This is a genomic window from Arenibacter lacus, assembly GCF_008711145.1.
In the GTDB taxonomy this organism is placed as follows: Bacteria; Bacteroidota; Bacteroidia; order Flavobacteriales; family Flavobacteriaceae; genus Arenibacter; species Arenibacter amylolyticus.
Map to the genome: position 1 here is coordinate 47,486 of NZ_VVIN01000010.1, position 22,709 is coordinate 70,194.

The following is a 22,709-nucleotide window of genomic DNA, read 5'->3' on the forward strand; positions in this document are numbered from 1 at the left end:
TTCACCCCAAGGTTACATTTTAAACCCTAGCCCACCTTTTAGTAAGGGTTCAATTTCTCAAAAAATGGCGGTTACAACAATTCTTTTAGGGCAAAGCGGAGAAGTTTTCACAGATTGGTTACTTTTGATCATGATTTCTTTAGTAATACTGGGGTCGGGCAATGTAGCCAAACATATGTTCGATACTTTTATGGATGTGGAAGACGTTGAAATTCGCCAAGTAGTTGCGCGAAACAAGGAGCAACTTGCTTACTTTAAAAAAGCAGGTGCCATAGGTACCGATTTCCATAACATTGTAGATGCAGACCTATATTTGATTGCAGTTAGCGATGATGCCGTTCCTGAAGTAGCCAAATATCTCATTAACAAAAGTGGGCTAGTTGCGCATTGTTCTGGAAGCGCACCCTTAACGGCTTTGGATCCAAGAAATAGAAGAGGCGTTTTTTATCCGCTTCAAAGCTTTAGTGTAGGAAGAAAAATTGATTTTAAGTCGATTCCCCTATGTTTGGAGGCAGAGAGCGAGGGCGATTTAGAGTTGCTGAAAAAACTAGGGAACACTATTAGTGACCAGGTACAGGAATTATCCTCGGACCAACGGAAAACACTCCATTTGGCAGCTGTTTTCGTCAATAATTTCACTAATCACCTATATGATATAGGCAATGAGATTTGCAACGATCACAATATTCCTTTTCATATTTTACTCCCATTAATTAGGGAGACGGTGCAAAAGCTAGATTATATGACTCCCCATAAAGCCCAAACGGGTCCCGCACGAAGAAATGACATGACCACCATTGAAAACCACCTTAATCAACTAAAAAACAAAAATAATAAGGATATTTACAGCTTGTTAAGCAAATCGATCAGTAAGAAATATGGAAAAGAGCTATAAGGAATTATTACACAACATAACTACCTTTATATTTGACGTGGACGGTGTCTTTACCGATGGTAAAGTTGTTATTACCTCTGAGGGGGAACTATTACGGACCATGAGCGTAAAAGATGGGTATGCTTTAAAAGTAGCCATAGAGCAAGGTTATAATGTATGCATTATTTCTGGAGGTACTAATGAAGGAGTGCGAGTACGACTAAAGGGGTTGGGGGTCACGGACATCCACATGGGAGCGCATCATAAAATAGACCCTTTTGAGGAGTACCTGGACATTTACGGTATCGACCCAAAAAATGTATTGTATATGGGGGATGATATCCCAGACATTCCCCCTTTAATGGAAGCCGGGCTTCCATGTTGCCCTCAAAATGCCGTTCCAGAGGTAAAGGCTGTTTCCAAATACATTTCCTATAAAAATGGTGGTGATGGTTGCGTACGAGATGTTATAGAGCAAGTATTAAAGGTAAGGGGCCATTGGGCCGATAACTTTAGCGCCAAAAACGACTAATTTTATGATAGCCGACAAATTAAAGGGTCATTCTATAGTTTTAGCATCTGCCTCTCCCAGAAGACAACAGTATTTCAAAGAAATGGGAATACCTTTTAAGGTACAGACACTTCCCGTGGAAGAGGTTTACCCCCCGCACCTTCAAGGAGAAGAGATTTCCGAATACCTGGCCGTCCTAAAAGCTTCGCAGTTTAAAGATCAACTAAGGGATAAAACAATCGTAATCACTTCGGACACGGTAGTTTGGCATAGGGGAGTCTCCCTGGCCAAACCCCAAGACCGAGAAGAGGCAATACGCATGTTACAGACTCTATCCAATGATTGGCACCAGGTGATTACCTCGGTCTGTTTTACTACCTGCAGCACGCAAAAAACAGCAACGTATAAGACGAAAGTCAAGTTTAGAAAGCTAGCCGAGGAGGAAATCCATCATTACGTGGATCACTACAAACCTTTTGACAAGGCCGGCGGGTATGGCATACAAGAATGGATCGGATTAATTGGTATAGAAGAGATTCAGGGCTCCTACTCCAATGTCGTTGGCTTGCCCACCCATTTAGTCTTTAAAACGTTAATGACCATGGTAGGTTAGCTTATTTTGAATATTTTTATAACAAATCCTATTGCCATGAGATTATTATCCACACCCATTTCTTGCTGGGCAGCTACACTCCTTGTAATGGTTTCCCTATCCTCCTGTAAGGGAGAAGGTTCATCTGCAGAAGAAGGTTTTGTTGGTAAAGCTAACACTACCCCTTCACAAAGCACTGAAACCAAAAGACCACTTTCCCAGGAGTTTAAGGAATACTGGTATGCCGGAAAGGCAGAAATTACCTCCTATAAATTAGAGCAGGCTCGTTATGGGGAATTAAGGGATGGCAAAGCGGTGCTAATCTATGTAACCGAGCCTTTTTTGAAAGACAAGCAGGTTAAACCAGATCTTCCCCAGGACGACCAAATTTCCGTTTTAAAATTAAACAGCACCAAAAAGTTTCTAACGGGCATTTACCCCTACTCCATTATGAACAGCAGCTTTTATCCGGTGCACGACAATCAGCATGCAATAAAGTTAACTTCTTCCATTCAGGAATGGTGCGGACAGGTCTTTACTCAATTAAATAACAGGTTACATTATGAGGTGAATTCCTTTTCCTATTTTGAATCTGATGGGGATCAATTCTTAAAATTGGAAAAAAAACATTTGGAGAATGAAGTATGGAATAAAATCCGAATAAATCCAGAAAACCTGCCCACGGGAAAGATGGAGATGATTCCTTCATTGGAATATGTAAGATTGGCCCATAAGCAGCTCAAGGCCTACGAGGCCCAAGGCAGTCTGAAAACATTGGATGGTATAAGTACATATACCATTACCTACCCTTCCTTGGAAAGGACCCTAGCCATCCAATTTTCCAGTAATTTCCCCTATACGGTTGAAGGTTGGACTGAAACTTATAAAAGTGGAACTGGGGACAATGCAAAAACAGCTAGGTCTACAGCCACTAAAATAAAGACCCTAAAACGGGCATATTGGCAAGAAAATAAAAATAAAGACGTAATTTTTCGCGATAGTTTAGGATTATAGCAAATATGGAGGAGACCTTTTACCTGAAGTACATGAATCAAATATTGGGCACCATTTTATGCCTAATAGTATTAATGATATTAAAATATTTTGGTGCCAAAACCATTCGCAAGATTGGCAAAATGAGCGATATCAATGAGATAAGAACTCGTTTAATCATAAAATATGTCACTATTGGTATAACTGGGGTGGGTCTGCTTGCCCTTACGCTGATCTGGGGGGTGGATTTTGAGCAAATAGGGATTGTTTTTTCCTCTGCCTTTGCAGTAATCGGAGTCGCACTATTTGCTCAATGGTCAATTTTAAGCAATATTACAGCAGGGATTATACTGTTCTTTTCTTTTCCATTTAAAATTGGGGATAGGATTCGTGTGAAGGATAAGGAAATGGAATTACCGGATGAAATTTTTATTATTGAGGATATAAGGGCTTTCCATATTCACCTAAGAAGTAAAAATGGCGAACTCTATACCTATCCCAATAACCTGATGCTTCAAAAAGCAGTGGGACTTGTAGGGACCTATGAGGACGACTTTGATAGTAGCAGCGAGCTTTAATCCTCAAAATAGTTGTTAAACAATTTTATACCAAGTTTAAATTTAATATTGAACCAACTTCAAAAACAATAATAAATGCGCTCTTTCTGGCTATTATTCACTTTAATAATACTATCATACAAGCTTGTTTATTCCCAGACTCCACCATCCCATAGTTCGTCTGACATTTACCAGGCGCTTCAAAAACTAAATTTTTTAGGATCGGCCCTCTATGTTGCTGCGCATCCCGACGACGAAAACACCAGGCTAATATCTTACCTGTCTAACGAAATAAAGGCGAATACCGCTTACCTTTCCCTTACCCGTGGAGATGGTGGCCAGAATTTAATAGGACCGGAATTACGTGAGCTATTGGGGGTACTACGTACCGAAGAGTTATTGGCTGCAAGGCGAATAGATGGAGGTAAACAGTTTTTTACCAGAGCCAACGATTTTGGATATTCCAAACATCCCAATGAAACCCTCGAGGTATGGAACAAGGACGAGGTACTGAGCGATATTATTTGGGTTATTCGGACTTTTAAGCCAGACGTAATTATTAATCGCTTTGACCATCGCAGCCCTGGAACAACCCACGGACACCATACCTCCTCGGCCATGTTGAGTGTCTCGGCCTTTGACATGGCTGGTAACGCAGCCCACTACCCAGAACAACTAAACAAAACCAGCATTTGGCAGCCCTCAAGATTATTTTTCAATACCTCTTGGTGGTTTTACGGAAGTGAAGAGCGATTTAAAAGTGCCGATAAGTCCAATATGCTCCAAGTAGATGTTGGCACCTACTACCCTTTAAGCGGATTATCAAATAATGAGATTGCGGCGCTTGCCAGCAGTCAACACCTTTGCCAAGGATTTGGAAGATTGCGCACCCGCGGAAGCGAAATGGAGTATTTAGAGCTATTAAAAGGTGAGATGCCCAGTAAGGAGTCCGACATTTTTGAGGGCATAAATACCACTTGGTCTAGGGTAGAAGGCGGTGATGCGGTGGGGAAAATCCTCTATGATCTAGAACAAAACTTCAATTTTAAGGATCCATCCACACATTTACCTCAGCTTTTAGAAGCCCATAGCGCATTGAAAAATGTTAAAGATGATCATTGGAGGAACATAAAACTAAAGGAACTGGAGGAAATCATACTTTCTGTAAGCGGATTTTTTTTGGAAGCTACTGCCTCGGAGGCTAGCTCGTACCAAGGTGGGAAGATTACCGTTTCTATTGAAGCACTTAACAGAAGTAATTCCGATATCGTCCTTAAGAGCATTGCCATGCCCAACCAGCCCTCCATTGCTAAAAATATTCCTTTGAAGGAAAATAAAAAAGAGCTAATTGAAATTGGTTTACCAATATCCAACGAGGCCCCTATTACCAATCCCTACTGGTTAAATGAAAAGTGGGACTTAGGAATGTACCAAGTTAAAGACCAAGACCTTATTGGCAAACCGGAAACCCCCGCAGCCATCAATATAAACTTTGATCTGGAGTTTAATGGATACCCAGTGCGCATAGTAAAACCACTGGTATACCGATACTCTAGACCCGATAAGGGAGAGATTTACCAGCCATTCAGTATTTTACCAAAGGCCACGGCTAGTTTCAAGGATAAGGTAATCATCTTCGCGGATAGCCAACCAAAGGAAATTGCGATTTCCGTAAAAGCCCACAAGGATCATATTGAAGGGAAGGTACAGCTTCAACTAGGAAAAGGCTGGCAGGTAGACCAAGAAAGTAAACCTTTTAAAATCTCCAACAAAGGGGATCAGCAAATTGTGCGCTTCCTTTTAAGTCCTCCTACTACCAAGAGTGAAAGCTATATAACACCTATAATTCATTTAGATGGAAAGGAAGTCTCCAAAGAATTGGTAGAAATAGATTATGACCATATCCCCAAACAATCCGTTTTATTACCCGCCGAAGCCAAGGTGGTCCGTTTAAACATTATTAAAAATGGAAACAAAATAGGATATATTAGGGGTGCGGGCGATGAAATTCCCAGCAGCTTACAGCAAATTGGGTATGATGTTTCTATCATAGACCCCGCCTCCATTCGCTCCCAGTCATTACAACATTATGATGCCATTGTAGTAGGGATTAGAGCCTATAATGTAGTAGAAGAATTAAAGTTTAAACAGCGTTTCTTATTAGAGTATGTTAGGAATGGAGGCAACCTGATTATTCAATACAATACTGCCGACCGGCAGGTAACCTCCATGGAAAATCTGGCCCCTTATCCTTTGACCCTTTCCAGAAATAGGGTAACCGATGAGGAATCTGATGTTGAAATCTTAGATAAAAATCATCCGATTGTAAACTACCCAAACAAAATAACCCAGGAAGACTTTAAAGGTTGGGTACAAGAACGAGGACTTTATTTTCCAGGCCAGTGGTCTAAGGAGTTTACCCCAATCCTTTCCATGTGGGACAAGGACGAGTCACCTTTGAAAGGCAGTCTTTTGGTTGCTCCTTACGGGGAAGGATATTATGTTTATACCGGACTAAGTTTTTTCAGGGAGCTTCCGGCAGGTGTGCCCGGTGCGTACCGACTATTTACCAACATGCTATCCCTGAAGCAGGAAAAATCAAAAAAATAAGTTAAGGATGCAGGATAAATTTATTTGGAAAAAAGCGTACACATTGGTCATTGTACTCAATGCACTATATATTATCTTATTTTATTTATTAATGACCGCAAACCAATAGCATGGCAACCATAGATTGGATTATACTCGGTGGAACCTTACTTTTTATTGTTGGTTTTGGGGTTTGGAAAACACAGGGTAGTAAAAATGTAAACGATTACGTGCTAGGCGGCAAATCTGCAAAATGGTGGACCATTGGATTATCCGTTATGGCCACACAAGCGAGTGCCATCACATTCTTATCCACCCCTGGGCAAGCATATCACGATGGAATGGGCTTTGTACAGTTCTATTTTGGGCTTCCATTGGCCATGATTATTATTTGTATTGTATTTATCCCGCTTTACCACCGACTTAAAGTTTACACTGCCTATGAATTTTTGGAGAGTCGATTCGATTTAAAGACCCGGTCTTTGGCTGCCATTCTCTTCCTAATACAGCGTGGTCTTGCCGCAGGTATTACCATATACGCACCTTCCATTGTCCTATCTGCTGTGTTAGGGTGGAATCTTCATACCCTAAATGTCATTATCGGTATTTTAGTGATTATTTATACCGTATCTGGGGGAACAAAAGCGGTAAGCATCACCCAAAAACAACAAATGTTTATCATAATGACCGGAATGTTTATTGCATTCTTCTTTATTTTGAGCTATTTACCAGATAATATCACCTTTAGCAAAGCCTTGAAAGTTGCTGGGGCAAGCGATAAACTAAACATATTGGATTTCAGTTTTAACACTTCTAGTAGATATACTTTCTGGAGTGGTATAACGGGAGGGTTGTTCCTTGCTCTCGCCTATTTTGGCACAGATCAAAGTCAGGTACAACGCTATCTTTCAGGTAAATCTGTACGAGAAAGCCAGCTAGGGCTAATATTCAACGGAATTCTAAAAATTCCCATGCAATTCTTTATTCTTTTGGTGGGGGTGATGGTATTTGTTTTCTTTCAATACAACCATTCTCCCTTAAATTTTAATCCCGCAGCTACCAAAGCAGTGATGAATTCTCCCTACGCCAAGGAATACCAGCTCTTGGAAAAAGAGCACCTTAGGTTGGAGACAGAAAAGAGAATAGCCCAAAACAAATTTGCGGTCGCTTTGGACTTACATGAATATGACAGCACCCAGGATGCTAAGCAACAGATCATCAATATCAACAAAAAGGAAAAAATGAACCGGGAAGCGGCTAGGGCCCTAATTTCCAAGGCAGATGATAAGGCAGAGCCCACAGACAAGGATTACGTTTTTATCCATTTCATTCTTAACTATCTTCCAAAGGGATTAATTGGACTCTTGTTAGCTGTTATTTTATCGGCTGCCATGTCCTCTACTGCCTCAGAGCTAAATGCATTAGGGACTATTACGGCTTTGGATATTTATAAACGAAATAAACGGAAGGAAGCCTCCCCACAACATTATGTAAAAGCGTCTAAGTATTTTACACTTTTATGGGGGGTAATTGCCATATTGATTGCATTTTATGCCAATCTTTTTGAGAATTTAATTCAGTTGGTAAATATTATAGGATCCATATTTTACGGCAACGTACTGGGCATATTTCTAATTGCTTTCTTCTTTAAATATATAAGGGGAAATGCCGTTTTTATAGCTGCTATCATTACCCAGGTGGTAGTTATTATAGGGTTTGATAATGATTGGATGTCCTATTTATGGCTCAATGCCTTTGGATGTAGCCTCGTTATTTTACTATCCTTTATCCTTGAGAGCTTGGACCGACTATTTAAGATATCGTAAGGGAATTACCTATAATACCTCCTGTCTATCCTCCTTCCAAAATTCTTGATCTAATAAAAGCCCGCCAAGGGACGGGCTTTTATTTACTACACTTTGTATCAGTTAGTTGGCTCCCCACTCTTTTAGGGAATCTTCATTCATCTTAACGTAATCTGCATTGCCCGCCGCTTTGGAGGCAGTCAAGGATTTCTTTGCTGTTTCTATAGCTTTTTGTTTATCACCAGCCTTGGCATAGATAAGGGATTGCTGCCTTAACTGCCAAAAAGCAGGCTCCTTGGTCATGGACAATGCCTTTTCCATCCATGCCTTAGCCTGATTGATATCTTTATCCGAATTTAGGTAATACACAGCCGCTGCATAGTAATCCCCTGCACTAGGGCCATTAAGCACCATATCTATATTCTTCATTACCTTCCGCTCTGTAGGCACCTCAATTTTAACACCTACATAGGTCTTCTCCCAAAGTATGCCCAAAGTGGCCGAGTTATCCGATAAATCATCAAAACTTATGGTAAAGGTTTCTATAGGCATGGGCATTGATTGTACCGCTGCGTTCACTTTAGCAACTACCTTATTTTGATCCAAGGTAGCGGGCGCACCGTTGCCATCGGCCTCAGAATAGAAGATAACCTCCCAATTGGAAACACCGGGTTTGGTTAGGATGGCATAAGAACCTGCTTTTAGCTCCTGGTTCCCTATCATAACGTTATCAGTAAAACTAATTTTTGTTCGTGCATTGGCTCCTGTCCTCCATAATTTGTCGTAGGGCACCAAATCCCCAAAAATTGTTCTTCCTCTCATGGAAGGCCTGGAATATTCCAAGGAAACATCGGTAAGCCCTACCTTCTGTACAATTGTTGCCGAAGGGCTGGGCTGTGGAGTAGCGAGTTGTGCTTGCATGCCCATGCCCATGGCTAATACTAATGTTAAAATTAAATACTTTTTCATGTTAATCTTATTTATTGAGTTCTGGCTAATTTAACATTATTTAAGCAGATATCACAGAACAATCCCCAAACTTAGTGTGTTCTCACAAGACACTCCCCCTACCCTTTTAAACAAAAAATTTCTTTCCATTTCAAGTCTAATTAAATTTGTTTAACTTATTTACCTTTTCATTAAACAATTTTTATAACTTTACATAAATAAATTATCAATGCACTATCAACTCCGTTCCAAACAAACCCTTCCCATTTCCCAGGAAAAGGCTTGGAAATTCCTTACAGACCCAAAAAATCTCAGCATTATAACTCCAGATAGCATGGGATTTCATATCTTAACAGGAGGGGAATCCCCAATGTTTCCCGGAAAAATAATACTGTATACCGTTTCTCCATTTCCAGGGTATACCACCCATTGGCTTACAGAAATAACCCACGTACAGGAAGGTGAATACTTTGTGGATGAGCAACGGGCGGGTCCTTATGCCCTTTGGCATCACAAACACTTTTTAAGGGCTGTCCCCCAAGGAGTGGTAATGGAAGATATCATTGATTACAAACTCCCTTTGGGAATTTTCGGAAGAATGGTCCATCCATTTTTGGTGAAAAATCAATTAAAGAAAATCTTTGATTATAGAAAGAATAAATTAATTACCCTGTTTGGGGAAGTTGAAAACCAAGCATCGTTTGTAGAATTTAAATCATTTTAACCCTTGGGTCCAGAAAATCACTCAAAGATGAGATCTAAAATTATTGCAGTTAACAAAATATAATATCCATGAAAAAGAACATGCTACTTATTGGAGGGTCTTATGGAATTGGGCAATACTTGGCCAAAAGCTTGGTGCCAGATTTTACTATGTACGTTGCCTCTAGGACAAAAGGGGATTTAGGGAGCCTGCAATTGGTGCATATTCCTTTTGATGCCACTGCGGACACCTTAGACCTAGGTTTATTGCCCCAAGAGTTACACGGGTTTGCCTATTTACCAGGAAGCATAAGCTTAAAGCCCTTTAAAAGAATAGACCTAGAAGGTTTTAAGGAGGATATGCATATCAATTTCTTTGCTATGGTTAAGGTAGTTCAACAGATTATGCCGAGGATGGCAGAAAATTCTAGTATGGTATTTTTTAGTACCGTAGCCGTAAAGAAGGGCATGCCTTTTCATACCAGTATCGCAGCATCCAAAGGAGCCATAGAAGGTTTTGCAAGGTCACTTGCAGCTGAATACGCGCCAAAAATTCGTGTTAATGTAATAGCACCCTCCTTGGTAGATAGCCCATTAGCCTCCAAATTATTGAATACCGAAGCAAAACGCAAAAACATGGCAAGCAGACACCCCTTAAAAAAAATAGGTGACACCGCGGATATCGGTAATGCCGCACAATTTCTTTTAAGCGACAAAAGTGCTTGGATAACGGGGCAGGTTATTGGTGTAGATGGCGGACTATCAACCTTAAGTACCGACTAAAATGAGCAAAGCGATAGCAATATTTTGGTTTAGGAGGGATTTGCGATTTCAAGACAATGTTGGGCTATTTGCAGCATTGGAAAGTTCCCTCCCAGTGCTGCCTATATTTATTTTTGACCCAGAAATCCTGGATAAACTTCCCAAAAAAGATCCTCGTGTTTCCTTTATTTATGATCAACTTCAACGCATGCGCTCACAACTTCAGGAGGATTATGGTTCCTCCCTGGCTATTTATCACGGTAGGCCCAAGGACATTTTCCATAAATTAGTTCAAGAACATGAGGTAAAGCACGTTTACACCAACCGGGACTATGAACCTTATGCCCTGGACCGGGATAATGAAATAAAGGGTTTTCTCACTGAAAACAACATTAATTTTAGCACCTATAAAGATCAGGTGATTTTTGAAAAGGACGAAATTGTAAAATCTGACGGAGACCCATACCTAGTATATACACCTTACAAGAATAAATGGTTGTTTAAATTTAATAATGACGAACATTTGCAACCCAGTGCATCGGAAGATAGATTAAAGAATTTTATGCAGCACAGCAGACTGCCCAATTTATCACTGTCCGATATAGGTTTTGAAGTCTCAACAGTTAAAATTCCCGATTACACTCTTACTTCCAACCTAATTAGTAAGTATGAGGATACCAGAAACTACCCTGCCATCAAAAACGGTACCTCCAGACTGGGTCCTCATTTACGATTCGGAACCGTTTCTATTCGCAGCATTGTAAAAAAGGCAATTTCATCGGAAAATGAAGTTTTTATGAGTGAATTGATTTGGCGCGAATTTTTTATGCAAATTTTATGGCATTATCCAAATACCGTTACAGATGCCTTTAAACCTAAGTACGACCGAATTGAGTGGCGCAATAATGAAAAGGAATTTGAAAAATGGAAGAAAGGTGAAACGGGTTACGCATTAATCGATGCCGGGATGCGACAATTAAATGCTACCGGTTATATGCACAACCGGGTACGCATGTTGGTAGCCAGTTTTCTTTGTAAACACCTTCTAATAGACTGGCGATGGGGGGAAGCGTATTTTGCGGAAAAATTACTGGATTATGAAATGAGCTCCAATGTAGGGAATTGGCAATGGGCCGCTGGAAGCGGTGTGGATGCCGCACCATATTTTCGAATTTTTAACCCTATGACCCAAGCAGATAAATTTGACAAGGAGGGTAAATACACAGAAAAATGGGTTCCGAATATTGCGGATCCAAGCTATCCCGATAAAATGGTAGACCACAAAGAAGCTCGTGAAAGGTGCCTAAGAGTATACAAGTCGGCCTTGAGTTAACGCCTTGTGTAGACGAATGGGAAAAGGGATTCCCAAAGTCATCTATTTTAAGGGCATTTAAAATTTGATTAGCTAGTTGGAAAATTCATTTTAGTTCCCATTAATTTGTTATATTTAAACAGATGTCCCATGGCATTGTGTTATATGAGGCCGAAAACCTAAAAGAATTCTGGAAGCACTGGATATGATTAGTACTTTTAAAAGAAGGTTGAATAAAATGGGAAAGCTTTTGGCCCAGTTTTGGTAAAAATATATGTCTATGCCCTATAATTTAGTGGTCAACGAAAAAGACCAACAATACGAGTTTCATGTTGCTGGTTCAGTAGCAAAAATTGAGTTTAAAAGAAAAGAGAATAAAATTTACCTTATCCACACCGAGGTGCCCCAAGAATTAGGAGGTAAAGGAATTGCCTCTGCCCTGGTAAAAGCAGTTTTGGAGGATATAGAAAAGAAAAACTTGACCTTGATACCCAAATGTCCGTTTGTTGCGGGCTACTTGGAAAGGCATCCTGAGTGGAAAAGACTGACCTAACCCCGTTGATTGCCCGAACTTTATAAGCAATAGCAACTTACCTAAATTAACACCCGTCTTTTCGGAAAAGCCATTAAAAATATAGATAGTTGAAAACATTTACAATGAAAAGAATATTATGGGTGATGCTATTTGCATCGATTTTCGGGATAAGTTGCACCGAGGAAAAGAAAATAAGTCATATAGATCCTGTCAACTGGAGTAATCGCTATACTACCCTACCCAAAAATGATACTTTATTGAAAGGTAGCTCCTATCTTTCGATTTACTCCTCCATTTACGACGGTACGGAAAAGGCCCTTCACCACTTAACCGCAACTGCGAGCATGCGGAATGTAAGTATATCCGACACAGTATTTCTTTTAAAAGCATCTTATTATGATACGCAGGGAAACCTTATACGCACTTATTTTGACAAGCCAATTTTCCTAAAACCATTGGAAACAATTGAAATAGTAATAGATCAGGATGATAAATATGGAGGCACCGGAGCCAATTTCATTTTCGATTGGGCGGTTCATCCAAACGATCATGAACCTATTTTTGAAGCGGTCATGATATCTACAACAGGGCAGCAAGGAATTTCGTTTACAACCCACGGAATAAAATTATAGCTAGTCTATACCATACTTATACCCCCTGACTCCACTACCGTACTACATAGCTTTCATTATTGAGACCTATATACTTGATTGGACTAGCATAAACCATTTAAATATATATATTTGTATAAAGCTGCTCCTAGAAATGGGCGTCTGTCAATAATAAAGGAAGGACTAAAGTTCACAATGAATTTGGGCATTCCATGCCAAACTAAATTTTAAAATCCTATAATAAACCAACATCCCTGAGCTAATTTTAAGAGTAATTACCATGTAAGATAAAAAAGTTCCATTGGGCTTGGGGAAGGTAGATTTTGATCCATACCATCCCTAAAAAAATAAATGATAGTATAGGTTAGGTTTATAATTTTTTAATTAAATTTAAATACGCTGTGGTATGAATTTTATCTATAGTATTCCAGAACATATCTTTGAAACTATTGGTATAGTAGCTGGTTTATGTGCCTGTTTGGTTATCGCAATTCAAGTTTATAAGGAATATAGATTTAAAGGACCCAGTAGCCTGTCTAACGGATTTATCTTTGGCTGGGTTGTAATATACCTGTTTTGGTGTTTTTATGGTATTAGGTTCAATGCCATCGCACTATGGCTCACCAATGGAATTGCCATTTTATTACAGCTAACACTCTGTTTTATTGTAATTAAAAAACGTAGAATGTACCCATCTAATCCATAAAAACCTCCCCACCGCATATGAACTTTAAGTCCATATACTTCTTACTCGGTTATGTTTTTATTGTCTTTCTAGACCTTCTATTTGGCTATTTAAATTTTCATGAATATAGGCTTCTAACTAAACCTCTGATCGTTATTTCATTGATGATTCACTTTGGATTACACGGAAAGCATCTGCCCAAAAAAACATTTCAATTTACGATTCTGGCCTTGTTCTTTTCCTTAATTGGTGATATTATTTTGCTTTTTGAACTTCGTTCACCTTCATTATTCACCCTGGGATTAACTGCATTTTTATTGGCTCATTTAAGTTATAGTGTTGTTTTTACGAGTCAGCGAAATCTTAGTTATACCAGAGAATATTGGATAATACTTACCGCCATAGTTAGCTTTGGGGTTGCCATTTTTTTAATGGTGATGGAAAACTTGGGAGATTTTATGGTTCCCGTGATTATATATATAATAGCGATTTTGGTAATGGCCATAACGTCCTCTAACCGTAAAGCAGAAGTTGGTATGAAAAGTTACTCGCTGGTATTATTGGGAGCTATCTTCTTTATTATTTCAGATAGCATCTTGGCCATCAATAAATTTAACACTCCGGTACCAATGGCCAATTTCTGGATAATGAGCACCTATGCCGCCTCTCAGTACCTAATAGTCAATGGCCTATTGGCTAGTAATGAATAAAAAGATACGACAAATACCTGCTGAGGAAACCTATGCCCTTAGGCAAAGGGTTATGTGGCCCCAAAAGCCACTTACCTTTATAATACTGCCAAATGATGCCCATGGAATTCATTACGGACTTTATGTGGATGAGGTTTTAGTCTCTGTGGTCTCCCTATTTATCGAGAATAAGATTGCACAGTTCCGAAAATTGGCAACCGATCAAAAAGAACAGCAAAAAGGCTATGGCAGCATGCTTCTCACCCATCTTTTAAATTGTACGGAAGATTATAAGGTTAATAAAATATGGTGCAATGCCCGATTGGACAAGCAAGATTTCTATAAGAAATTTGGTTTCTCACCAACCAATACCCGTTTTAACAAAGCGGGACAAGATTATGTGATTATGGAAAAATATTTCTAAGTACGTTGGTGATAGCCCAATCCTCTGATAACTACTGTCCCAAGGAAATAGTTTAAATCTGTATAAAAAGTGGATTGGCAGGTATGAAATGAATTCGGTAAATTTGAACATTGATCTATTTTAAACGCAGATAAAACAACAGAATGCAATGTCTAACACCGTCGTAACCCCACTCTTGTCTACAAAACCCATAAATTGGGAAGAGGTATTATCTACTATCATTGCAGCCTATGGTTGCACTACAGGGACCATTCATTTCATAGAGGAAGACCCGTCCCTACTCCACCTAAAAGCACAGCAGGGAATTCCGTCTTTTTTGGTACCCAAACTTTCAAAAATACCTGTAGGAAAAGGAATGGCTGGTATTGCAGCCCAGCGCAGGGAGCCGGTGGAAATGTGTAATCTTCAAACGGACGATTCTGGGGTGGCGCGTCCTGCCGCCAAAGAAACAAAGGTAGAAGGGTCTATTGCCGTTCCCTTATTAAAGGAAAATAAGTTATTCGGCACCTTGGGGATTGCAAAACCAGTACCGTACGACTTTACGGAGGAGGAGATTACTACTCTTATGGCGATTGGTGAAGAAATCTGTGATTATGTAGGGGAGTAATGCCTAAGTTTTATTCAAATCTGTTTATCTTAACGAAGATTAAGATTTTAATTAAATGAATAGCAAAACCGCGTATAACTTATAGCTTGCCATACCAGAAAAAAATACTGTGATAGAAAATTTTATTATTATTTCTTAAATTATTGGCGATCGTTTGGATGTCTTTCTTCACAAAGAAGCAATTCCTTGAATTTATCCCATCTGTAATATTTAATATTTTCAATGTTAGAGTGGACAGAAATCGCTCCCATGTAATTGGTGTCCGGTACAAATGCAAACATTTTCCATTTCTCTTTTTCAGATGGATCCCATTTTGTTTCTAACAATTTAGCATTCTTATCGTCATCAAGGGTAACAGAAAATGAATCTAATGGAAGGGAAAGCCCTTCTCCAATTGCTTTTAAAAAGGATTCTTTCCGAGTCCAACAACGAAAAAACGCCTTTTTCTGGTCAGCTTGGGGGATTGCGCCAAGTGCATTGACTTCCATTTCTGAGAAATAATTTTCAGCTATTTCCATTACATCAAAATTGGTCTTTATCTTTTCAATATCAACTCCTATAGCTCCCTGTTTACAAAAAGCCAGCACAACCCGGCAACCTGAGTGGGAAATATTAAATTTCAATCTGTTTTCCCCATAGAGATATGGCTTACCAAATGGGCCATATTTAATCTCTATTTGAGAAGGAGTTTTGTTAAGGTAAAATGCAGACAACATTCTCAAAACTGAGCGAGCAGTTATAAACATATTTTTATCTTTAATAAACTTATACTTTTCTGCCCTTATTTTTTCGCACGCATTTAACATTTCATAATAACGACTATCTATTCTAGCTGAAGCATCAATATACCATATACGTACAGCCCCTGATTCTAAACTAGCAAGATCCAATGATTTACCCCCTATCATATTGGTGATTAATTTAAATGGCCCCAATCCGAAACCCTTGTTCATATGCCTATGTAATTCAAATAAATCCCAGATATATCAACCTGAGGCAGCTTAATATGTTTCTATTGCATTTCATGAAAGATAAAATTATCTCTCTTGTATTGTCCCTATTACCTTTTCCAATGCTTTTCTTAATAAAACTAGCATTGCAAAAGAATTTCACGTAAAACTGTATTATACCTAGCAACTAAATTTTTAACGGTGGTTTCTTTAAATAATTCGGTACTGTAACTCCAATTCATTCGCAATTGCCCATTCTCTATGATTGCATTCACTTCCAAACCATAACTACGCTCACTATTTGGATGACGACTCCACTTATTAATCATTTTGAATCCCACATTAGATCCATTCTTGTTATCACTACTTATACCCAAATAATTGAAAATTACTTGCGGCTTTTGTCTCAGTTTACTATTTCTTCTCTGATCCTGATTAAGATATTTTAATATACCATAGCCTATCCCATCGTTAGGGACCGACCTTAATTGTTCACTAACATGTTTTAATCGTGCTTTTAAAGTGGAAGTTTTTGAAATATTTATTGAAATAGGAAAATAGGAAGTGAACCATCCAACAGTATTTGAAACATCTACCTCCAAGATGCCGGCATTACGACCATGTTTTTCCAATCCGAAACATATCCGTTCCAAATTGCTCCACTCACTAAGCACAGTATGAAGAACCGTAATCAATAACTCCTCAATTTCTGTACTAAACCCCCAATCAGTTCCTTGTAACATTAGTGAGGTTTCCTCTTCACTTATTACGGCCTTTAATACTTTTATACTACACTCCTCAAAGTGATTATTCCTCTGTGTATAATCTGATGGAAACATATAGGAGTCTTCCTTCTGCATCTCCCAAAATGGCAGTTCTTTCAATATTTCGGGAGAAGTTGATAATTCCAAAAGATATTCACCCCATTGTTTAATGGAAAGTGTCTTTCCCGATAAAACTATGGGCTTCTTTTTAAATTGATGTTTTACTCCCGTATTAAAATTTTTGTTAAGTAAACTCCATGATACCGAGTCAATAACTAAATGGTGAGCCAATAAATAGATCTTATTTTCCTGTAATTCTCCACATTTAAAAAAAAGACATTTAAATAATGGGCCGTCAACCAAGCTACACTTCTCCTGAACACCCAATATAACTTCTTTAATCTCTTTATTCTGTTCAAGTACATCCTCTGTTTGGCTCAGGTCCACTAATCGAAAAACTTCCACATTTTTTTTGGGATGCAAATTTGCCTTCCAACCATCTGTATTGTTACTAAAACTGAGCCGAAGTGCATCATGTTGAAATACCAGAAAATCCAAAATTGATTTAATATTAGTCTGATCTAAAGAACCTACATTCGTTAAACGGACGATTTGATTCCAATAATGTGGTTGTCTTTTGTGCGTATCAAAAAACCAATGCTGAATGGGTGTTAACAGGATATTACTTTGAAGGTTTCGTTCAAAAGTTTTATCCAATTCATTTTCAAAATTCTCCATACAGTATTCTAAAGAGATTGCTGTGTCCCTTACCCCAACATCGGAAAATAGTTCCTCATGCTTTCCTTCAATATCTATTATATCATTCTCTTTTTCGGTGATTTTCTCCCATGATTTTATTATGTCTGAAACTAAATGCCTCCCTCCACTTTCGGTTAGTAACAATATAAATTTCCCCTTGTAGACATCCCATGAATACTTTTTATATATTTTCAAGTAGTTTAATCGAAGTCTTTCTATTTTTCTTTCTTCTTTTTCCCCTAAATATTTAACAAGTTTGGGATCTATGAAACTTTTTATTCTTTTTCTTATTAAGCCAAAAAACCTATTTACACGCCGATCTCGTAAAACCTTCAAAATATTCAAAATCCGAGTTTTAGTCCTATTCCAAGCGAACAACTGATGAAAGTGTGCTATAGTATCTACAACTATAAAATTCACCTCCTCTTTACGCTCTTCAAGAATCCTAGCGATTTCCAAACCTACAGCGGTACTAAAGCAATAGGCCATAATATGGTAGGGTCCTTTTGGTTGATTTATTTTAATTTCATCTAAAAAATCATGGGCCATTTCCTCCACGCTCTTATGGAGTTTTAGTTTTCCCGTTACTGCGGAGGCCTGCAATGCATAAATAGGCCTTTGGGAATCCATATAATCTGCCAATCGGTTATAGGAAAATAAATGGATACCCCCTGCATGAAGACAGTACAACGGAGGTTTACTGCCCGTTCCCTTAATCTCCACCAAATGCCTGTAGGTATAGGTTGGTTTTAGGGACGACTTCACTTCTGCTGATAGTGCTGCAATAGTCTGATGCTTAAATAATTGGTTGGGGGTAATATCAATACCACATTCCCGTAATTTAGCAATGATCTGAATGCTTAATATAGAATCTCCCCCTATCTCAAAAAAGTTATCGGTGGTATGGATTGGGGAAAAATTTAAAACCTTCTCCCATATGGCTACCAACTGCTCTTCTATTTTGTTCTTCGGCTTTTCAATAACCGTTCTTGGACCTACCGCTTCTTGGGTGCTGGTTTTTATTTTTCTAAAATCTATCTTGCCATTGGGCAGTTTGGGAAATTCCTCAACTTGAATGAATTTAGCCGGAATCATATGATCGGGCATCCTTTTCCCAAGAGTCATCTGAAAATCCTCCAGATTAAAATTAGGTTTGGGCCTTATATAGGCCACCAATCTCTTAGCACCCTTTTCCTTCTCCAATTCCTGTAATTTTTCCAAATACTGTGAGAGCTTCATTCGAACCATTTTAAGCTGGCTTGAAGTAAGGTTTAGGATGCTATTTTCCAAAGCTTCATTCATGAGTTACTCGCTTTTACAATCGCCATCGTATTGGCCCACCAAGTATCCTTTACATCTTCAGGCATAGACAGGCCTACCACGGTAACCGAGAAGGAATCAAAATACTTTAAAAGTAGCCGCTGATGTTCCCTGCTTAAAGAATCAACCTCATTGGAAAAGTAGGTAAAAGCCCCCCCAGGTTTCAAATGTTTTTTTGCATGTTCAAAAAAATGTTCGGCGAAAGTGATACTTCCGTTAACATAACGCATGTATTCATCCTCGTTTAAGGGGTAGGTATGAAAAAATATTCCATCGAACAATCCAAGTTCATCTATAGTATCTTGCCACAACCCATGAACACAGGTAATCTCTTTTGATTCGTGTTGCTTTTTCCACTTATAAAATCGTTCTACGACCGTGTCATTACATTCAATAATGGTGTGACTACTAAGGGGGTATTGCTGAATCATCTCGGAGGCTATTCCGCGTCCAAATCCAATTTCGAGAATATCACCCCCTTTGTTGGCAATGGCCTCGGCCATTTTAGCCATCACAGGAATTTGCCAATCCTCCATGATTTCCAGATCCTCCAAGGCCTTTTGAGTACGGTCATCAAAGGCCTGTACCGTTGCGCCAGGTACAAATGTTTTTACCTGTTGATGAAGCGCTTGTATATCGGAACCAAATTCCTTTAGCGCCCTATTGACTACCGCATTTCTTTGAGCTTCTCTTGGCGGTTTTATAAAAGTTGGATCGGGAATGGTAAGGACCACTTCAAAATCCTGAGTTCTCTTTATTCTTTTCATTTTTCCGGGCTTATTTATCTTTTATTTGTTCCAAGAGATAATTTAATTCCTCCTTGCGCAACGAAGTAACGGAGGATATAATCTCCTTAATTTGGGCCTCCTCCATATACTTATCCATAAAGGCAAGCAGCTCTTCCACAGAAAAATCAGCCACTGCAACCTCTTGTAATTCGCCTCCGGTAGATTCCAACTTCACCATCACCTCATAGACGCAATCCGTGGTGCGTATCAGACTTTCAATTTCATGTAGGGATACCCTGTGTCCCCTAATTTTTATCTGCGTATCCTTTCTGCCAAGAAACTCTAAGTTTCCATCAAACCTATAGCGACCTATATCCCCTGTTTTATACAACTTATAAGGTGCATCCATTTTAAATGGATGGGCAATAAATGCCTCTTCAGACGCTTCATCACGGTTTAAATACCCGTTAGCTACCCCTGCTCCTCCAATGTAAATCTCGCCCTTGGCACCAAAAGGCACATGGTTAAGATGATCATCCAACAACAAGATTTCCGAATTTTCAATAGGCCTCCCGATGGGGACCTTGCCGTGTTCCTCAGCACTGTTTATCCTATGAACGGTACACCATACCGTAGCTTCTGTAGGTCCGTACTCATTGTGAAGCTCTACCTGAGGCAACTTGGAGAGATGTAGACAACCGACCGCCCTACTACACTCCTCCCCTGCAACTATTACAGTGTTTAACTTAGGGAATTTCCAATTCGCCAGATTATCCAACACCAATTTGTAAACGCTCGGTAACATTAAGGTATGACTAACTTGATGTTCGGAAAGTGTCTTATAGAGCAAGTCAACTTCCTGCTCCAATCCCTTCCTAGTCACCACTAATTGACCACCAGTACAAAGCGTCCAGAAAATTCCTGCTTTGGAACTATCAAATGCAATGGACGACATCAGTAGAAACGAGGTAGGAGCGTTTTTGTAGTACGTTATTCTTGAGATGGTAGCGCTGATAATATTTTTATGTGTAATTGCCACCCCTTTAGGAGTTCCGGAACTTCCCGAGGTGTAAATTAGATAGGCAAAGTTACTTTCTCTGGCTATGGGCAAGGCAATTTCCTTCTTACTATTGGAGGTACACAGCTTGGCGATTGTTAGTGTAATTAGAGCTTCCTTATTAAATTTGGGCTTTAAATTTTTACTGGTGAGCAATACTTTTATCTTGGCGTCCTTCAGCATATAATCTATGCGCTCCATAGGATATCCAGGATCTAAGGGAAGATAAGCGCATCCTGCTTTTAGGATTCCCAGTATTCCTACGATCATATCCACGGATCGTTCTACACATAACCCCACAAATAAATTCTCTCCCCTACTATACTCTTGAAGGTTGTTGGCCAAGATGGTCGATTTCTCGTTTAATTCACCATAGGAAATCCGCTCATCTTCATAGACCACTGCAATGGAATTTGGGTTAATCCCAGCTTCGATGGATATTAACTCGTGTATTCCATGGTAGCTGTATTCCATTCTAGGCTTTGCGTCCGTCACTAATTTCTTTTCAAGTCTAGTAAGCAAGGATCCTTTACCAATGGGCAATGATGGAAACCCTACCACTTTTTCCAAAAGGAGTTGGAAGTACTGCTGCATCCTTTGAATGGTAGATTCTTTAAATAAATCTTTGGCATACTCAAAAGTAGTGGAAAGCTTCCCATTGTCCTCTTCCACGTATAGCGTAAGATCAAATTTTGCAATATCTAGATCCAATACAGCATATTCCATAGTACAATTACTATCTAGTGGCAGGGGTGATGGTACTGAATGAAAAAGAAACATCACCTGAAAAAATGGATGTAGGTTTAAAGATCTTTCAGGTTTTAACTTTTTCACCAATAGTTCAAAGGGTACGTCCTTATTATTAAATGCCTCCAAAGTGGTTTCCCTAATAGATTCTACCAATTCCAAAAATGTCATTTGGGGCGATAGCCTGGAGCGTAACACCACGGTCTCATTGAAAAAGCCTATAAGGTTTTCTACCGACTTCTCATTTCTTTTGGATATAGGAGAACCAATAAGAATATCTTCCTGTCCCGAATATTTATATAACAACAGTTTAAACACTGAAAGTAATAATACATAGGGGGTAGTATTCCATTGCTTTGCCAAGGTTAGTATAGCTGAGGATAAATCATGATCTAACTTATTACTCACCAATCCCCCTTTAAAACTTGGCGTCATTTTCCGCGGATAGTCTAGCGGAAGATCCAGCGTTGGAATTTGGCCCTTTAATTGCTCCTCCCAATAGCTCAATTGATTTTCATCTATGGTTTGCTTGGATTGCCAGTAGGCATAATCACTGTATTGCAATTCCTTATCCACTGGGATCGCTATCCCTGCACGTAACTTTTGGTAATGTCCAATCAATTCTTTCCTAAAAACACCCATGGACCATTTATCCGTGATGATATGGTGCATATTGAGAATAAGTAAATGTTCAACATCCGAAAGTTTTAATAACCAACAGATGGTTAAGGGAAAGGTGGCCAGATCAAAACTGGATTTAGCCACTGTGTCGATGATCTTTTCTTTGGCGCGTTCCTTTTCTTTTTCCTCCAAAGGACTGAGATCCTTATAATTTATTTTTATTTCTGAATCATGAGGTTTTTGGTAGGTAATAGCTCCCTTCATATAGAAGGTTGTTCTAAAAATAGAATTGTTTAGAAACACCGCCTGCATGCTTTGCAATAGAAACCCTGAGTGTAGTTCTCCTTTAAATCTGTATAACTCACAATAATTATAAAATGGGTTTGAAGGGTGAAGTTGTTGCAGAACCCACAGTCGTTCTTGACCCCGCGATAAAGGAACATCAATTCCATCCGGAGCCTTGGAAATAGGAACGATAGACGCATCTTTAAGGGAGTGCTCCTTCCATCTACTTAAAAGCGACTTTTTATCTATAGGGTTACTCACAATGTTTTATTTAGGTACACA

At 39.1% G+C, this 22,709-nt stretch carries 21 protein-coding genes; 16 read left to right on the plus strand and 5 right to left on the minus strand.

From position 1 onward, the window contains the following. Positions 1 to 64: 64 nt before the first annotated feature. From F1E73_RS05305 to F1E73_RS05335, 7 genes are all read left to right on the plus strand, one after another. Positions 65 to 895 carry a Rossmann-like and DUF2520 domain-containing protein gene (locus F1E73_RS05305; RefSeq protein WP_317132945.1) on the plus strand — a complete coding sequence of 277 codons (831 nt, stop codon included), beginning with the start codon at positions 65 to 67 and terminating at the stop codon, positions 893 to 895. Beyond that, on the plus strand, positions 879 to 1,406 hold the full coding sequence (locus F1E73_RS05310) for a KdsC family phosphatase (RefSeq protein WP_150451322.1): 528 nt from the start codon (positions 879 to 881) through the stop codon (positions 1,404 to 1,406). Before F1E73_RS05305 ends, F1E73_RS05310 begins: the two co-directional genes overlap by 17 nt. Before the next feature lie 4 nt (positions 1,407 to 1,410). Continuing rightward, positions 1,411 to 1,998 (plus strand): Maf-like protein, encoded by a 588-nt coding sequence (locus F1E73_RS05315; RefSeq protein WP_086478260.1) that lies wholly within the window; start codon positions 1,411 to 1,413, stop codon positions 1,996 to 1,998. A 36-nt stretch (positions 1,999 to 2,034) separates the two neighbouring features. Next, on the plus strand, positions 2,035 to 2,991 hold the full coding sequence (locus tag F1E73_RS05320) for a septum formation inhibitor Maf (protein ID WP_150451323.1): 957 nt from the start codon (positions 2,035 to 2,037) through the stop codon (positions 2,989 to 2,991). Between the two features lie 32 nt (positions 2,992 to 3,023). Then, the gene (locus tag F1E73_RS05325; RefSeq protein WP_223883363.1) at positions 3,024 to 3,548 is read left to right on the plus strand and encodes a mechanosensitive ion channel domain-containing protein; all 525 of its coding nucleotides are present in this window, start codon (positions 3,024 to 3,026) and stop codon (positions 3,546 to 3,548) included. Positions 3,549 to 3,623: 75 nt separating this feature from the next. Beyond that, entirely contained in the window at positions 3,624 to 6,137 is a 2,514-nt protein-coding gene (locus F1E73_RS05330) for a PIG-L family deacetylase (RefSeq protein WP_150451324.1), read from the plus strand. A 110-nt stretch (positions 6,138 to 6,247) separates the two neighbouring features. Then, a complete protein-coding gene (locus tag F1E73_RS05335) occupies positions 6,248 to 7,942 on the plus strand; it encodes a sodium:solute symporter (RefSeq protein ID WP_086478256.1) in 1,695 nt (564 codons plus the stop codon). Between the two features lie 102 nt (positions 7,943 to 8,044). On the opposite strand, the gene F1E73_RS05340 is transcribed toward F1E73_RS05335, so the two are convergent. Further along, entirely contained in the window at positions 8,045 to 8,890 is an 846-nt protein-coding gene (locus F1E73_RS05340; RefSeq protein ID WP_150451325.1) for a DUF2911 domain-containing protein, read from the minus strand. Between the two features lie 208 nt (positions 8,891 to 9,098). Here F1E73_RS05340 and F1E73_RS05345 point away from each other — a divergent pair, with 208 nt between their 5' ends. From F1E73_RS05345 to F1E73_RS05385, 9 genes are all read left to right on the plus strand, one after another. Next, positions 9,099 to 9,593 (plus strand): SRPBCC family protein, encoded by a 495-nt coding sequence (locus tag F1E73_RS05345; protein ID WP_150451326.1) that lies wholly within the window; start codon positions 9,099 to 9,101, stop codon positions 9,591 to 9,593. Positions 9,594 to 9,661: 68 nt separating this feature from the next. Next, positions 9,662 to 10,354 carry an SDR family NAD(P)-dependent oxidoreductase gene (locus F1E73_RS05350; protein ID WP_086478253.1) on the plus strand — a complete coding sequence of 231 codons (693 nt, stop codon included), beginning with the start codon at positions 9,662 to 9,664 and terminating at the stop codon, positions 10,352 to 10,354. Between the two features lies 1 nt (position 10,355). After that, positions 10,356 to 11,666, plus strand: coding sequence for a cryptochrome/photolyase family protein (locus F1E73_RS05355; RefSeq protein ID WP_150451327.1), 1,311 nt, complete (start codon positions 10,356 to 10,358; stop codon positions 11,664 to 11,666). 259 nt (positions 11,667 to 11,925) lie between these two features. Then, a complete protein-coding gene (locus tag F1E73_RS05360) occupies positions 11,926 to 12,198 on the plus strand; it encodes a GNAT family N-acetyltransferase (RefSeq protein ID WP_223883364.1) in 273 nt (90 codons plus the stop codon). A 104-nt stretch (positions 12,199 to 12,302) separates the two neighbouring features. Then, positions 12,303 to 12,812 carry a DUF3124 domain-containing protein gene (locus tag F1E73_RS05365; RefSeq protein WP_086478250.1) on the plus strand — a complete coding sequence of 170 codons (510 nt, stop codon included), beginning with the start codon at positions 12,303 to 12,305 and terminating at the stop codon, positions 12,810 to 12,812. A 385-nt stretch (positions 12,813 to 13,197) separates the two neighbouring features. Beyond that, positions 13,198 to 13,497: a hypothetical protein gene (locus F1E73_RS05370; protein WP_086478249.1), complete on the plus strand. Its 300-nt coding sequence runs from the start codon at positions 13,198 to 13,200 to the stop codon at positions 13,495 to 13,497. 17 nt (positions 13,498 to 13,514) lie between these two features. Beyond that, positions 13,515 to 14,186, plus strand: coding sequence for a lysoplasmalogenase (locus tag F1E73_RS05375; protein ID WP_086478248.1), 672 nt, complete (start codon positions 13,515 to 13,517; stop codon positions 14,184 to 14,186). Beyond that, positions 14,179 to 14,589 carry a GNAT family N-acetyltransferase gene (locus F1E73_RS05380; RefSeq protein ID WP_150451328.1) on the plus strand — a complete coding sequence of 137 codons (411 nt, stop codon included), beginning with the start codon at positions 14,179 to 14,181 and terminating at the stop codon, positions 14,587 to 14,589. Before F1E73_RS05375 ends, F1E73_RS05380 begins: the two co-directional genes overlap by 8 nt. Positions 14,590 to 14,737: 148 nt before the next feature. Then, positions 14,738 to 15,196: a GAF domain-containing protein gene (locus F1E73_RS05385; protein ID WP_150451329.1), complete on the plus strand. Its 459-nt coding sequence runs from the start codon at positions 14,738 to 14,740 to the stop codon at positions 15,194 to 15,196. A gap of 140 nt (positions 15,197 to 15,336) precedes the next feature. On the opposite strand, the gene F1E73_RS05390 is transcribed toward F1E73_RS05385, so the two are convergent. The 4 genes from F1E73_RS05390 to F1E73_RS05405 all read right to left on the minus strand — a co-directional run bounded on the left by F1E73_RS05390 (position 15,337) and on the right by F1E73_RS05405 (position 22,688). Continuing rightward, positions 15,337 to 16,149, minus strand: a complete 813-nt coding sequence (locus F1E73_RS05390; protein WP_150451330.1) for a 4'-phosphopantetheinyl transferase family protein — start codon at positions 16,147 to 16,149, stop codon at positions 15,337 to 15,339. A gap of 137 nt (positions 16,150 to 16,286) precedes the next feature. Then, positions 16,287 to 18,908 (minus strand): condensation domain-containing protein, encoded by a 2,622-nt coding sequence (locus F1E73_RS05395; protein WP_176328531.1) that lies wholly within the window; start codon positions 18,906 to 18,908, stop codon positions 16,287 to 16,289. A gap of 59 nt (positions 18,909 to 18,967) precedes the next feature. Continuing rightward, positions 18,968 to 19,756 (minus strand): class I SAM-dependent methyltransferase, encoded by a 789-nt coding sequence (locus F1E73_RS05400; RefSeq protein ID WP_150451332.1) that lies wholly within the window; start codon positions 19,754 to 19,756, stop codon positions 18,968 to 18,970. Positions 19,757 to 19,766: 10 nt separating this feature from the next. Beyond that, complete coding sequence (locus tag F1E73_RS05405; RefSeq protein WP_150451333.1) at positions 19,767 to 22,688, minus strand: non-ribosomal peptide synthetase; 2,922 nt, start codon at positions 22,686 to 22,688, stop codon at positions 19,767 to 19,769. Positions 22,689 to 22,709 lie beyond the last annotated feature (21 nt).

Coding starts and splice junctions, on each gene's coding strand:
- F1E73_RS05385 (WP_150451329.1), top strand. CDS start 14,738: ATGTCTAACACCGTCGTAACCCCACTCTTGTCTACAAAACCCATAAAT.
- F1E73_RS05325 (WP_223883363.1), top strand. CDS start 3,024: ATGAATCAAATATTGGGCACCATTTTATGCCTAATAGTATTAATGATA.
- F1E73_RS05345 (WP_150451326.1), top strand. CDS start 9,099: ATGCACTATCAACTCCGTTCCAAACAAACCCTTCCCATTTCCCAGGAA.
- F1E73_RS05305 (WP_317132945.1), top strand. CDS start 65: ATGGCGGTTACAACAATTCTTTTAGGGCAAAGCGGAGAAGTTTTCACA.
- F1E73_RS05365 (WP_086478250.1), top strand. CDS start 12,303: ATGAAAAGAATATTATGGGTGATGCTATTTGCATCGATTTTCGGGATA.
- F1E73_RS05310 (WP_150451322.1), top strand. CDS start 879: ATGGAAAAGAGCTATAAGGAATTATTACACAACATAACTACCTTTATA.
- F1E73_RS05370 (WP_086478249.1), top strand. CDS start 13,198: ATGAATTTTATCTATAGTATTCCAGAACATATCTTTGAAACTATTGGT.
- F1E73_RS05340 (WP_150451325.1), bottom strand. CDS start 8,890: ATGAAAAAGTATTTAATTTTAACATTAGTATTAGCCATGGGCATGGGC.
- F1E73_RS05380 (WP_150451328.1), top strand. CDS start 14,179: ATGAATAAAAAGATACGACAAATACCTGCTGAGGAAACCTATGCCCTT.
- F1E73_RS05400 (WP_150451332.1), bottom strand. CDS start 19,756: ATGAAAAGAATAAAGAGAACTCAGGATTTTGAAGTGGTCCTTACCATT.
- F1E73_RS05360 (WP_223883364.1), top strand. CDS start 11,926: ATGCCCTATAATTTAGTGGTCAACGAAAAAGACCAACAATACGAGTTT.
- F1E73_RS05315 (WP_086478260.1), top strand. CDS start 1,411: ATGATAGCCGACAAATTAAAGGGTCATTCTATAGTTTTAGCATCTGCC.
- F1E73_RS05320 (WP_150451323.1), top strand. CDS start 2,035: ATGAGATTATTATCCACACCCATTTCTTGCTGGGCAGCTACACTCCTT.
- F1E73_RS05335 (WP_086478256.1), top strand. CDS start 6,248: ATGGCAACCATAGATTGGATTATACTCGGTGGAACCTTACTTTTTATT.
- F1E73_RS05355 (WP_150451327.1), top strand. CDS start 10,356: ATGAGCAAAGCGATAGCAATATTTTGGTTTAGGAGGGATTTGCGATTT.
- F1E73_RS05375 (WP_086478248.1), top strand. CDS start 13,515: ATGAACTTTAAGTCCATATACTTCTTACTCGGTTATGTTTTTATTGTC.
- F1E73_RS05350 (WP_086478253.1), top strand. CDS start 9,662: ATGAAAAAGAACATGCTACTTATTGGAGGGTCTTATGGAATTGGGCAA.
- F1E73_RS05395 (WP_176328531.1), bottom strand. CDS start 18,908: ATGAAGCTCTCACAGTATTTGGAAAAATTACAGGAATTGGAGAAGGAA.
- F1E73_RS05390 (WP_150451330.1), bottom strand. CDS start 16,149: ATGAACAAGGGTTTCGGATTGGGGCCATTTAAATTAATCACCAATATG.
- F1E73_RS05330 (WP_150451324.1), top strand. CDS start 3,624: ATGCGCTCTTTCTGGCTATTATTCACTTTAATAATACTATCATACAAG.